Source organism: Sphingomonas sp. GW821-FHT09B04 (assembly GCF_059418285.1).
In genome coordinates this window covers 325474-338591 of record NZ_JBWKPO010000004.1, presented here as the reverse complement: position 1 = coordinate 338591, position 13118 = coordinate 325474, and the positions used below count along the sequence as shown (strand labels likewise).

Here is a 13118-nt window from a genome sequence, read left to right as displayed (position 1 = left end):
GAACGGGCGTCGGGTCGAACCGGCGCCCGTTCTGCGTCAGGGGTTCTTGAAGACGAACGAGCACCGCGCGCCGGGGCGATCATCTGTCCGAGGGCTTCCGCATGCCTTCTACTCGGAATGGATATGGTTTCTCATTCTCAGTAAGCGGGAACCTCGGTTCGTCGCAAAACCAGCGGATTTGTCTGCTCCATTCTGGTTGTTTGACGAAATATTTACCGCGAATGTTGCTTGAAGCCCTGCTGTTCCGAGGGGCGTTCATGTTCGATCTCTATTATTGCATCACTGGCGAGCATGACCTTCGGCTGGTGGTCCTGGCGGCGATCGTGTGTCTCGTATCGACAGCATCGGCGGTACTGCTGCTGCGTCAGGCCAAGGTGTCGGGTGGGCGCGGGCGCACCCACTGGACGATCGTTGCCGGCATCACCACCGGACTCGGCATCTGGACCACCCATTTCGTCGCGATGCTCGGTTATGATCCGGGGATCGTCGTCGGGTATGAGCTTGAGCGCACGGCGTTGTCGCTGGTGATCGCGATGGCGCTGACCACCGCCGGTTTTGTCTTTGCAATTCAACGCCGTAACCGGTTTCGTCGCGCTGTGGCCGCGTTCATGATCGGCGGCGGGATCGCCACCATGCACTATGTCGGCATGTCGGCGGTCGAGTTCCCCGGCACCTTCTCATGGCATGCGGGCTATGTCGCGATGTCGCTGCTGTTCGCAGTGCTGCCGATCTATCCCGCGCTGGGGCTGACGCTCGACGGCGGCAAGCTCTGGCGCGGCGCGGCGGCGGCGGGGCTGATGACGCTGGCGATCGTGCTGCTCCACTTCACCGCGATGACGGCGCTGAAGATCATCCCCATCCCGGGTGACGCTATGCCCGGTATGCTCCTCTCGTCGGGGACTATGTCGGTCTCGCTCGCCGCGGGCGCCATCGGCATCCTGCTGCTGACCTGCGCCGCGGTGCTGGTGACGCGGCGGACTCAGGCGGCGCTGCGTGTCCAGCTCGACCTCGCTCTGTCCAACATGCACCAGGGGCTGTGCCTGTTCGATCGCGACGCGCGGCTGATCCTGCGCAACCAGCGCTTCCTGGATATGTGGAACCTGACCGAGGACGATTGCACGCCCGGCATGACCTTGCGCGAGGTTGCCGCCACCGCGATGCGCGGGCGTAATGCGCTTTCGGCTGAGCCGGACTGGTATGAACGCATGCACGGTGCGCTCTCGGTCAACCTCGCCGACCCCGATTCCGCCCCGGTCATTTCCGAGATCGGCGACAGCCTCGTCCTGTCGATCGCCAGCCGCGCGCTGCCCGACGGCGGTTGGGTCAGCACCTTCGACGACATCACCGAACGTCGCCGCTCGGAGGAGAAGATCGCCTTCCTCGCGATGCACGACGGCCTCACTGGCCTGCCCAACCGCGCACGCTTCAACTTCTGGCTCGACCTCGAGCTGGAGCAGGTGAAGCGCACGGACAAGCGCCTCGCTGTGGTCGTCATGGATCTCGACGGGTTCAAGGAGATCAACGACACCCACGGCCACGCCGCCGGCGACCTTCTGCTTGAGGCGCTCGCCGCCCGGCTCGGCGCTGCGCTGGGCGAAGGGGAGGTGGTCGCCCGCCTTGGCGGCGACGAGTTCGCGGCGGCAAAGACCTTCGCGAGCGACGCCGAACTCGAGGCGTTTGTCCGGCGCCTCGAAATCTGCTTCGCCGCGCCATTCGAGAATCGCGACGCGAGCTTCCTCGTCGGCGCGAGCATCGGCGTCGCTGCCTGGCCCGCCGATGGCGACGATCGCGAGACGATTCTCAACAACGCCGACCTTGCCATGTACCGCGCCAAGGCGAGCATCGGCACCGCGGCGACCTGCTATTACCAGCCGGGCATGGATGAGACGGCGCGCGCCCGTCGCCAGGTCGCCAACGACCTGCGTCAGGCGATCGACCGCGGCGAGTTCTCGCTCGCTTACCAGCCGCAGCATTCGCTGCGCGACGGTGAGCTCAGCGGCTATGAGGCGCTGCTGCGCTGGAACCATTCGACCCGCGGCTGGATATCGCCTTCGGACTTCATTCCGGTCGCCGAGGAGACCGGTGAGATTTTCCGCATCGGCGAATGGGTGCTGCGCGAAGCGTGCGCCGAAGCCGGGCGCTGGCCGGGCAATATCAAGATCGCGGTCAACCTCTCCCCGGTGCAGCTGATGCAGCCGGATCTTGCCGAGCGGGTGACCGAAATCCTGCTTGAAACCGGCCTGTCTCCGTCCCGCCTCGAACTCGAGATAACCGAGAGCGCGATCATCAGCGACAAGATCCGCGCGCTTCAGGTGCTGCGCCGGATCAAGGCGCTGGGAATCAGCATCGCGATGGACGATTTCGGCACCGGCTATTCGTCGCTCGACACGCTCCATTCCTTTCCGTTCGACAAGATCAAGATCGACAAGTCGTTCGTGCTTGGCTCGGGCGAAAGCCCCCAGGCGCGCGCGATCATCCGCGCGGTGCTGGCGCTGGGACAGAGCCTCAACGTGCCGGTGCTGGCCGAGGGCGTCGAATCCGCCGCCCAGCTCCAGATGCTCGAAAGCGAAGGCTGCGATGAAGTCCAGGGCTTCTATCTCGGCGCCCCGGCGGATGCGCCCAGCAAGATGATTACCAAGGCTGCCTGATCCGGCGGCTCGAACCTCCCTGCTGTCCCGCCACTTCCGCCTTTCCCGTCACTCCCGCGCCTGCGCGGGAGTGACGGTGACATTGTCTTGAGCGAACTGCGTCTGGGCATGTGACATTTCACACTGCGCCGCGTAGCCAGTCACAACTCACTCGCCTGAAAGGATTCGCATGCCGTCCGGTCTCGCCGCGCTTCTCGACGACGTTGCCGCCATCACCAAGCTCGCCGCCGCCTCGCTCGACGATGTCGGTGCCGCGGCGGGGAAGGCGGGCAGCAAGGCGATGGGCGTGGTGGTTGACGATGCCGCGGTCACCCCGCGTTACGTCACCGGCCTTTCGCCAGACCGCGAACTGCCGATCATCTGGAAGATCGCCAAGGGATCGTTGCGCAACAAGCTGCTGCTGCTGCTCCCTGGCGCGCTGCTGCTCAGCTGGCTTATCCCCTGGGCGATCACGCCGCTGCTGATGCTCGGCGGCGCGTTCCTGTGCTTCGAGGGTGCGGAGAAGGTGATCGAGGCATTCGGTGCCGGCGATCACGGTGCCGAGGAAGAGGCGATCGGCGACCCCGCACATCTCGAAGCCACCAAGGTCTCCGGCGCGATCCGCACCGACCTCATCCTCTCGGCGGAGATCATGGCGATCGCGCTCAACGACGTCGCCAGCAAGCCGCTATGGGAACGCGGCGTGGTGCTGGCCATCGTCGGCATCGGCATCACCGTGCTGGTCTATGGCGTGGTCGGGCTGATCGTGAAGATGGACGATTTCGGCCTGCATCTCGCGCGGCGTCCCTCGCAGCTCACCCAGGCGATCGGGCGCGGCCTGGTCAAGGGCATGCCGGTGGTGATGCGCGCGCTGTCGATCATCGGCACCGCCGCGATGATCTGGGTCGGCGGCGGCATCCTCGTCCATGGCGCCGCCCAGCTTGGCTGGCACGCACCCGAGCAGGTAATTCATCACGCCGCTGAGGCGATCTCGCACAATGGCGTCGTCACCTGGATCGTCACCGCGACCGGTTCGGGCATTGTCGGCCTCGCGGTCGGTGCCGTCATCGCCTTCGTCATCGGGAAGCTGATCCATGGAAAAGCCGACGCCCATTGATATCCGCGACGCCACGCCGGCGGATGCGCCGCGCGTCGTCGCCACCCTGGCCCGCGCGTTCGAGAAGGATCCGGTCTTCGACTGGGTCTTCCCCGATGCCGCTGCCCGCGTGCGGTCCGTGCCGAAGGTCTTCGACCTGTTCTTCGCGGGAAACACGCCGCCCGGGATGCGCCTCGTCACCCCTGACTGCGCTGCGGTAACGCTGTGGCAGGCGCCGAACACGCCCGGCGAGATCGGCTTGCGCGCAGCGTGGCGGATGTGGCGCGCGACCGGCAGCGCGATCTTCCGCCTCAAGCGCGTCGGCGAGGCGGTCGAGGCGCATTTCCCACCGCAACCCTTCTGGTACCTTCAGATCGCCGGCGCCGATCCGGCGCATCACGGCAAGGGGCTGGGCCGCGCGGCGGTGCAGGCGGGCCTCGATCGCGTCGGTAATGCTCCGGTCTATCTTGAGACGTCCAAGCCGAAGAATCTCGGCTTCTACGAAAGCCTCGGCTTTCGCGTTGTCGACGAGTGGGATGTCCCGGGGGGCGGCCCGCATTTCTGGTCGATGCTCCGTCCGCAGGTCTGAACCGCACTCCAATCGTCATCCCGGCCTAGTGCGGGGATCCACACCGCCCCGGGGCAATGCCGCCGAACCGCTGGCCAGTCGCTCGCCTTCCGTCGGATTCCGACGACGCCGCTCCGCGATTGCATCGGCGCGTGCTTCGCGGATAAGCTCCCGCCATGTTCTCGCTGAGCCTGTCCCGCTGGTTCCGCCTGCTCGCACCGCTTTTTCTGCTGGTGTCGGGTCCAAGCGGGCTGATGTGCGGCATCGCGACCGCCGCGCCGGTCATGAGCGAATGCGAAGACTCGATGCCCGGAATGCCCTCCGGCGATTCGACGCCCGACAAGGCGAAGACGGGGGGCGCGATCTGCCGCGCGCCCTGCGTGCTGGTTATCGGCGCGATTCCCGCTCCGACGGAACTCGCTACTATCCCGCAATTCGCCGCACCCCAGTCGGTCCGGCCGCTCACGGGTCTGCGCGACCCGCCCGACTACCCCCCTCCGCGCGCTGCCTGAACTTCAGACGTTCAAGCATCAAACGGAGTTAAACCTATGAAGAAGATCATTCTGGGGGTGGCGATTGCCATCGCCTTCCCCTCTGTCGCCTTCGCCGCCGGTGGTGCGAAGACCGAATGCAAATGCTGCAAGGACATGAAGGATTGCAGCTGCTGCCCTAGGGACGGAAAGCCCGAAGAGCATAAGCACTGAGTAAGGGCCGGAGGGGCATTGCCCCTCCGGTTTGCAGATCGGGATATCCTTAGCCGCGTTTCGGGGCCAGCCGACGGCAAAATGTCCTGACAAGATGGCAGAGTCCGAGGACAAGGATTCCGGCGAACCCAGCAGACACGCAGAAGTACAACAGGGCGATCGGCGCCTGTGCGTCAGGAGCGAAGACGATCGTGTAGACCGTCACCAGCAGACAGCTGGTCAGTATCGCACCCGCGACCGCCCTGACCGGGCGTCTGCGCCAGATCAGGGCCGCCGACAGGCTGATCGCGAACTGGACAGCGAACAGAGTCGCCAAATAGGCTGTGAACGTCATTTGGGATTCTTGCCTGTCGCGGCATGTCCTTCGGCTTTCACCAGCGCGGGCAGGATATGCCGCTCGATCAGTGCGCTGCTCAGCTGGTGCATGTCGCGCTGGTTATAGTTGGTGCTCAGGATCACCACGACCGTCTTGAGGGTCGGGAACAGCACCACCTTGTTGCCGCCGTTGCCCGACATGTAGAATCCCGGCCAGGGGCGGGAATTATCCGGCTCGCGATAGTCGCGGACCCACCACAGATAGCCATAGCCGTCGATCGGCGTGGCCTTGGCGCGGACGGTCAGCATCTCGCGCAGCCAATCGCGGGAAACGATTGGCTTCCCGCCCGCCATGCCGCCATCCAGAATCATCTCCCCGATCGCCGCGAAATCCCGCGCGCGCAGGCTCAGCTGGCCGCCGCTCTGGATTTCGCCATTGGGCGAGGTCTTCCATTGCGCGCCGGTGATCCCCAGCGGATCGAACAGCCGCCGCTGGACATAGGCATCGAACCGCTCGCCCGTGGCGCGCTCGACGATGCGGCCGAGCAGGAAGGCGCCGGCGGTGCAGTAGGAATAGCGGCCCAGCCCGCCGGCGCCGCGCGCGTAATCCCTGGCGATCGGGATATCGAGCGCGAACCGGGTCCAGTCGCGCGTTTCGTACAGCCGCTCCTCATTGCCCGGGCTGGCGTCGGTCCAGTCGTCGCAATCGAGCGCCGAGGACATGGTCAGCAAGTCGCGGATCGTGATTGCGCGTTTCGCCGGGCCGTCATGCGCAAAGGGCGCGCGGTCCTTGAAAAAGCCGAACACCGGCAGGTCGACGCTGGCCAGCTTGCCGTCGTCGATCGCCATGCCAATGGCGAGTGCGGTGATCGACTTGCCACTCGAGCGCGCGTCGATCCGGCTCTCGGGCGTGTTGCCGCGATAATCGCCCACGAACACCGTCCGCCCGTCGCGGATCACCCGGATCGCCTCGATCTTGCGATACTGGCCCGCTTCGATCTCCGCCGACATCGCCGAAAGGTCCAGCGCCTGCGCCGCGGCCGGGGCAGCCGCCAGCGCGATGGCGATTGAGGATAGGAGCATTCTCATTTCCGCTGCATCGCCTCGATTGCGGTGCTCCGCCGCAGGATGCGGGCCATCGGATCGATCACCACATGCGCGCCCGCGGGCACGGTGATCGTCTCGCTGCCGCCCGCCATTGCCAGCTTGCGCGTCTCGCCATTCACCGCGATCTCGACCGGAAGCGGGAAGGGCACGCCCTTCGGCGTCCTCCAGCTCAACGTCAGCTTGCCGTCCGTGCGCGTCTCGATCAGCTCGGGCAGCGCTGCCTCGCGCAGATAGACGTCGAAGAACCAGCTCAGGTCGCGCCCCGCCGCGGCGTTCATCAGCCTCTCGAACTCTTGGGTCGAGGTGAAGCGCGGCTTGAAATTCCCCGGCTTCGGATCGGGGCGGCCATAGACCAGCCGCCGCGTCGCATCGAAGAACGGCTTATCGCCGATCAAATAGCGCAGCGTGTGCAGCACCCACGCGCCCTTATAGTAGATATCCTGCCCCGGCCCGCCCCGTTCCGCCTGATAGACGTCCTCGGATGCCCGGACCTTGCCCGACACCAGCGGCTTGCCGTTGAGGATGAACTTGCGCTGGTGCGCCATCATCGCGGCGTAGCGCGCCTCGCCCTCGCGCCATTGGCCGTAGAGCGGCTGCATGTACTGGCCGTATCCCTCGTGCAGCCAGAAATCGTCCCAATTGGCCGCGGTCATCTGGTTGCCGAACCATTCGTGCGCCAGCTCGTGCTGGAATAGCCAGTCGAACCCGGTCTCGTCCTTGCGATAGTCGTTGCCATAGGCGTTCACCGTCTGGTGCTCCATGCCCAGATGCGGCGTCTCGACCACCCCCAGCTTCTCGTCGGCGAAGGGGAAGGGGCCGATCATGCTCTCGAAGAAGTCGAGCGTCGGGGCGAACTCGGCGAACAGCCCCGCGGCCTGCTTGTCCTTGCCGGTCAGGTGCCACAGATGCAGCGGCACCTTGTTCCCATACTGGCTGTCATAGCTCCCCTTGATCTCACGATAGGGGCCGATGTTGATCGCGATGAGATAGGGGTTGATGTTCTTTGCGACCCATCGCCATTCGGTGGTGCCGTGCAGCGGCGGAGTCACGGATTCGAGCTTTCCGTTGGCGATTGCCGACAGTCCGCTGGTGGTGCCGATCGAAATGCGTATCTCCGGCACCTCGCCAGCCGGGAAGTCGAGGCACGGCCAGAACAGGTCGCAGCCATAGCCCTGCGCCGTTGTCGCCACCCACGGCTTGCCCTGCCAGCTCGACCACACGAAACCATCGTCCCACGGTGCATTTACGGCCTCGTGCGGGGTACCCGCATAGGTGATCTTCGCCACCACCCTGTCGCCCGCCGGAATTGGCTTGGGCAGATCGATCACCAGCCGTCCGTCGGGGTTACGCCAGCTCCCGGCCTTGAGCGGCGTGCCGTTGATGCTGATCGTCGACACGGCGAAATTCTTGTCGAGGTCGATCAGCAGCCGGGTCTGCGTGAGGCTTGTCGACAATGTCAGTTCTGCCACTCCGGAGAGGCGTTTGCGTTCCGGTGCGATCCAAACATTGAGCGCGACATGTTCCATTCGCAGCGCCGCGCGCTCGGGCTCGATCTCGCCGCCCGACCGCATCGTCACCGCCGTGATCGGCGGTTCGCCCTTCTGCGCAAGTGCCGGGGAAGCAAGAAGAATCAGTGCCGAGGCCAACAGCCGATTGATGCGACGCCCCTGCACCCCATATAGTTGGACGAATCCGCCCTTTGTGGCGGGTACTGGAGTACACATGAAGTCCACCTATCCCGTCCTTCCGCTTCGCGACATCGTCGTCTTCCCGCACATGATCGTGCCGTTGTTCGTCGGTCGCGACAAGTCGGTCGCCGCGCTCGAAGCGGCGATGAACGACGACAAAGAGATTTTCCTCGTCGCCCAGCTCGATCCCGCCCAGGACGATCCCGGCCGCGACGATCTCTACGATATCGGCGTCTCGGCTGAGGTGATGCAGCTGCTCAAGCTCCCCGACGGCACCGTCCGCGTGCTGGTCGCGGGCAAGGAGCGCGGCAAGCTCGAGACGATGGAAGAAAGCGGCGGGTTCCTCACCGCCACCGTCTCGCCGGTCGATGAGAAGGCGGTCGAGGGCAATGAGGTCCAGGCGCTGATGCGCTCGGTCGTCGATCAGTTTGAGAACTACGCAAAGCTCAACCGCAAGCTGCCCGCCGAGACCGCGGTCCAGCTCGGCGAACTGGAGGAGGCCTCGCGCCTTGCCGATGCGGTTGCGGGCAACATCGCGGTCAAGGTCGCCGACAAACAATCGCTGCTGGTCGAGACCGATCCTCAGAAGCGCCTCGAAATGGTGTTCGCCTTCATGGAGGGCGAGCTCGGCGTGCTTCAGGTCGAGAAGAAGATCCGCTCGCGCGTGAAGCGCCAGATGGAGAAGACCCAGCGCGAATATTACCTCAATGAGCAGCTGAAGGCGATCCAGCGCGAGCTGGGCAATGAGGGCGAGGAAGGCGAGGGCGATGAGATCGCCGAGCTGACCCAGAAGATCGCCACGCTCAAGCTCAGTAAGGAAGCGCGTACCAAGGCACAGGGCGAGCTCAAGAAATTGAAGTCGATGGCGCCGATGAGCGCTGAGGCGACCGTCGTGCGCAACTATCTCGACGTGCTGCTCGGCCTCCCTTGGGGCAAGAAGTCGAAGCTCAAAAAGGATCTGGTCGAGGCCGAGGCGGTGCTCGATGCGGACCATTACGGGCTTGAGAAGGTCAAGGACCGCATCATTGAGTATCTCGCGGTGCAGGCGCGCACCAACAAGCTCAAGGGGCCGATCCTGTGCCTCGTCGGCCCTCCCGGTGTTGGCAAGACCTCGCTCGGCAAGTCGATCGCCAAGGCGACGGGGCGCGAGTTCATCCGCCAGTCGCTCGGCGGCGTGCGCGACGAGGCCGAAATCCGCGGCCACCGTCGCACCTATATCGGCTCGCTGCCGGGCAAGGTCGTGTCGAATCTCAAGAAGGCCGGCACGTCGAACCCGCTGTTCCTGCTCGACGAGATCGATAAGCTTGGTCAGGATTTCCGCGGTGACCCCGCTTCGGCACTGCTCGAGGTGCTCGATCCCGAGCAGAACAGCAAGTTCAACGATCATTATCTGGAGATCGACGTCGATCTCTCAGACGTGATGTTCGTTACGACAGCCAACTCATTGAACTTGCCCCAGCCGTTGCTCGACCGCATGGAGATCATCCGGCTCGAAGGCTATACCGAGGACGAGAAGGTCGAGATCGCCAAGGGGCACCTGCTCGACAAGCAGATCGAGGCCCATGGCCTGAAGGAAGGCGAGTTCACGCTGACCGACGAGGGCTTGCGCGCCCTGATCCAGAAATACACGCGTGAGGCAGGCGTTCGCACGCTGGAGCGCGAGATCGCAAAGCTCGCCCGCAAGGCGCTGCGCCGCATTCTGGAGGGCAAGGCCGAAGCGGTGACAATCACGCCGGACAACCTCCACGAGTTCGCCGGCGTGCAGAAATATCGCCACGGCCTGTCGGAGGAGGAGCATCAGATCGGTGCGGTCACAGGCCTTGCATGGACTGAGGTGGGTGGCGAATTGCTGACCATCGAAAGCGTGACTGTGCCCGGCAAGGGCGCGGTGCGGACGACCGGAAAGCTCGGGGACGTCATGAAGGAGTCGGTCGAGGCCGCGTTTAGCTTCATCAAGGCGCGCTCGCCCGCTTACGGCATCAAGCCGTCGATCTTCGCGCGTAAGGATATCCATATCCACCTGCCCGAGGGGGCGGTGCCCAAGGACGGGCCATCGGCGGGCATCGGCATCGTCACCGCCATCGTTTCGACCTTGACCGGAGTGCCGGTGCGTAAGGACGTGGCGATGACAGGTGAGGTTACGCTGCGCGGCCGCGTGCTGCCGATCGGCGGGCTCAAGGAAAAACTGCTCGCGGCGCTCCGCGGGGGCATCACCACCGTGCTGATTCCGCAGGAGAATGAGAAGGATCTGGCCGAGATTCCCGCTAACATTCGCGAGGGGCTGACGATTATCCCGGTCGCGCATGTCGACGAGGTGCTCAAGCTCGCGCTGACTGGGCCGCTCGCTGCGATCGACTGGAGCGAGGCGGACGAGATGGCGGCGCAGCCCCCCGTAACCACAACGGGTGGCGACGCGCTTCGCCATTAGGTTGAGATCGCGTAAGGGCAGATTCTCGCGTCGTTTCGGCGCGTTGGCGCGCTTTCCGCTTTACAGCGGGGGCGCGAGCCTGTTTGCTGCCCCACCGGCGTTTCGGCGCCGTTGAGTCTTCTCATCACATAGCCACAGAAGAGCAGGGGTTCTAAGGGCATGAACAAGCAGGAACTGATCGCGACGGTCGCTGACACCGCTGGTCTGAGCAAGGGCGATGCGAGCAAGGCCGTGGAAGCGGTCTTCGACGCGGTCACCACCGCACTCAAGAAAGGGGACGAGGTCCGCCTCGTCGGTTTCGGGACCTTCTCGGTTTCGAAGCGCAAGGCCTCGACCGGCCGCAACCCGCGCACCGGCGAGCCGATGCCGATCAAGGCGTCGTCGCAGCCGAAGTTCAAGGCCGGCAAGGGCCTGAAGGACGCGGTCAACTGATCTGATGCTTTTGGGCCGCGCGGGACTGGACAAGCCCGTGCCGTCCTTTTAGAGGCACCGCTCCCCGGGCCACTCCGGGGCGCTCCGGTTCGCCGGAACGGCCTTGCAAGCCAGGGTATCGGGCGCGTAGCTCAGTGGTAGAGCACTGTGTTCACACCGCAGGGGTCGCTGGTTCAATCCCAGCCGCGCCCACCACCCCAAAAACCCGCCAGGTTCAGTCTGGCGGGTTTTTTCTTGTCCGCGCTCCGGCCGCTTCCACCACCGGCAGCACCACATTTCACGCCACTGAAACAAACGTCACAAGAACGTAACATCAGAGTCACCGAAGTTTCTCCGAAATCCCATCCGCGCGTCATGCGCCGCCCCTAGCGCGACCGGCGTGGTCGGCAGGGGGATGTCCGAGTCGATCCGGGGCGCACGCCCGAATCCTGACAGCCCGGGATCACCGGAACGGAGAATTTCATGGCCGACTTCAAGCGTTTGAGCCTCATCCTGATGACGAGCGTCGCCGGCGCCACTTTGGCCGCTTGTGACGGCGCGTCGAGCGTCGCGTCGCCCGGTCCGGGCACGATCGTGATCCCGTCGCCGACCCCGACGCCATCGCCGACCCCCGCGCCTTCGCCTACCCCAACGCCCACCGCCTCGTTCGCGGAAACGACGCAGAGCGGCTTCACGGTCACCAAGGACGAACAGCTCACCGTCTTCAATGCCGGCACCAACAATGCCGTCGCCGGTTCGAACCCGCTCAACGGCCTGATCGCGCAGGGCGCGGCTGCTTCGGTGACCCCGTTCAATGCCTCGACGCTGAATTCGTTCTTCGTGAACACCAGCTTCATCGGCGCGATCGGCGGTTCGGGCGACACTGCGTTCCGTGACTGGACCTGCAGCTCGTCGACCGCGAACTTCACCGGCGCGGGTTCGATCCCCGCGACCAACCATTGCGTCACCTCGCTCGCGCGCAGCGCCGCGGCACCGGCGGCCAGCGCGTGCGCGGCGGGCACCACCGATGCGGGCACCAGCAGCAACTATCGCCTGTGCCGTCTTCCGGCGCTGGTCTCGGGCACCGTCACGCTCAACAAGGTCGACGGCGTAGCCTATCAGATCAACGGTCGCGTCGATGTTGGCACGGATGTCGGCGCGACCGGCGCCGGCGGCGCAGCTGCGACGCTGAACATCGGTGCGGGCGCGATCTTCGTCGCGAATAATGGGGATGCGGCGAACGACTTCCTCGTCGTCAACCGCGGCTCGAAGATGAACGCGATCGGCACCGCCAGTGCGCCGATCATCTTCACCTCGACCCAGAACCTCAGCTCGACCGGCACCTCGGATTCGAGCCAGGGTCAGTGGGGCGGCATCATCATGGCCGGCCGCGCGCCGATCTCGAACTGCTCGAGCGGCTCGAACAACGCCGACGGCACCAGCACCACCTGCGAGAACGTGGTCGAGGGCACCGGTAACGCGCTCTACGGCGGCAACGTGGCAGCCGATAGCAGCGGCACCGTCCAATATGTCCAGATCCGTTACTCGGGCACCGAGATCAGCCTCGGCAACGAGCTTCAGGGCCTGACGCTCGGCGGTACCGGCTCGGGCACCGTGATCGACCATGTCCAGGTCCACAACAGCTCGGACGACGGCATCGAGATCTTCGGCGGCACCACCAACCTCAAATATCTCGCGATCACCGGCGCGGATGACGACGGCCTGGATACCGATGTGGGCTGGCGCGGCTTCATCCAGTTCGCGATCGTGATCCAGAAGACCATCGGCGCAACCAGCGACTCCTTCTCGACCGAGATCGACTCGAACGGCAACGAAGACGCGCTGCCGCGTCAGTTCGGCCGCCTCGCCAACTTCACCTTCATCCAGACCGCGAACGCTCCGGCGGCGATCCGCCTGCGCGGCGGTGCCGACTACACGTTCGTCAACGGCATCGTGAAGTCGACGGTCCCGTGCCTCAACATCGTCGCAGGCACCGACGCCAATGGCGGCAAGTCGACCATCCGCGCGGCCAATGCCGCGCTCCAGGAGGAAGGCCCGCCGAAGTTCAACTCGGTCTACTTCGCCTGCAACGGCGCCTGATCTTCACCAGGCACCCGACGGACACGTGCCGGGGCGGCGGTTTGATCCGCTGCCCCGGCACAAGTCCAACCAGA

The 13118-nt window shown here is 64.9% G+C and carries 11 protein-coding genes and 1 tRNA gene; 9 read left to right on the top strand and 3 right to left on the bottom strand.

All coding sequences use genetic code 11. The features are described 5' to 3' along the window. The first annotated feature begins 221 nt into the window (after positions 1-221). The 5 genes from AC07NK_RS14605 (at position 222) to AC07NK_RS14585 (ending at position 4995) form a co-directional block, all read left to right on the top strand. Positions 222-2648, top strand: a complete 2427-nt coding sequence (locus AC07NK_RS14605; protein WP_495171328.1) for a putative bifunctional diguanylate cyclase/phosphodiesterase — start codon at positions 222-224, stop codon at positions 2646-2648. A 169-nt stretch (positions 2649-2817) separates the two neighbouring features. Then, positions 2818-3744 (top strand): DUF808 domain-containing protein, encoded by a 927-nt coding sequence (locus AC07NK_RS14600; protein WP_495171327.1) that lies wholly within the window; start codon positions 2818-2820, stop codon positions 3742-3744. Next, entirely contained in the window at positions 3722-4312 is a 591-nt protein-coding gene (locus AC07NK_RS14595; RefSeq protein WP_495171326.1) for a GNAT family N-acetyltransferase, read from the top strand. The genes AC07NK_RS14600 and AC07NK_RS14595 overlap by 23 nt, the downstream gene beginning before the upstream one ends. Before the next feature lie 155 nt (positions 4313-4467). Further along, complete coding sequence (locus AC07NK_RS14590; RefSeq protein ID WP_495171325.1) at positions 4468-4803, top strand: hypothetical protein; 336 nt, start codon at positions 4468-4470, stop codon at positions 4801-4803. Positions 4804-4839: 36 nt separating this feature from the next. Beyond that, positions 4840-4995 (top strand): hypothetical protein, encoded by a 156-nt coding sequence (locus AC07NK_RS14585; protein ID WP_495171324.1) that lies wholly within the window; start codon positions 4840-4842, stop codon positions 4993-4995. A gap of 49 nt (positions 4996-5044) precedes the next feature. Here AC07NK_RS14585 and AC07NK_RS14580 read toward each other — a convergent pair whose 3' ends face one another. Genes AC07NK_RS14580 through AC07NK_RS14570 form a run of 3 tightly spaced genes read right to left on the bottom strand, consistent with a single transcriptional unit; the run spans position 5045 to position 8141 of the window. Beyond that, positions 5045-5329 (bottom strand): hypothetical protein, encoded by a 285-nt coding sequence (locus AC07NK_RS14580; RefSeq protein WP_495171323.1) that lies wholly within the window; start codon positions 5327-5329, stop codon positions 5045-5047. Beyond that, positions 5326-6393 (bottom strand): serine hydrolase domain-containing protein, encoded by a 1068-nt coding sequence (locus AC07NK_RS14575; protein WP_495171322.1) that lies wholly within the window; start codon positions 6391-6393, stop codon positions 5326-5328. Before AC07NK_RS14575 ends, AC07NK_RS14580 begins: the two co-directional genes overlap by 4 nt. Before the next feature lie 2 nt (positions 6394-6395). Beyond that, positions 6396-8141 carry a M1 family metallopeptidase gene (locus tag AC07NK_RS14570; RefSeq protein WP_495171321.1) on the bottom strand — a complete coding sequence of 582 codons (1746 nt, stop codon included), beginning with the start codon at positions 8139-8141 and terminating at the stop codon, positions 6396-6398. Between AC07NK_RS14570 and lon the strand changes: the two genes are divergently transcribed. From lon to AC07NK_RS14550, 4 genes are all read left to right on the top strand, one after another. Next, on the top strand, positions 8140-10533 hold the full coding sequence (lon, locus tag AC07NK_RS14565; RefSeq protein WP_495171320.1) for an endopeptidase La: 2394 nt from the start codon (positions 8140-8142) through the stop codon (positions 10531-10533). The genes AC07NK_RS14570 and lon overlap by 2 nt on opposite strands. Positions 10534-10692: 159 nt before the next feature. Continuing rightward, on the top strand, positions 10693-10965 hold the full coding sequence (locus AC07NK_RS14560; RefSeq protein ID WP_066580003.1) for an HU family DNA-binding protein: 273 nt from the start codon (positions 10693-10695) through the stop codon (positions 10963-10965). A 120-nt stretch (positions 10966-11085) separates the two neighbouring features. Next, positions 11086-11160 (top strand) — tRNA-Val (locus tag AC07NK_RS14555). A 267-nt stretch (positions 11161-11427) separates the two neighbouring features. Beyond that, positions 11428-13044 carry a beta-helix domain-containing protein gene (locus AC07NK_RS14550; RefSeq protein ID WP_495171319.1) on the top strand — a complete coding sequence of 539 codons (1617 nt, stop codon included), beginning with the start codon at positions 11428-11430 and terminating at the stop codon, positions 13042-13044. Positions 13045-13118 lie beyond the last annotated feature (74 nt).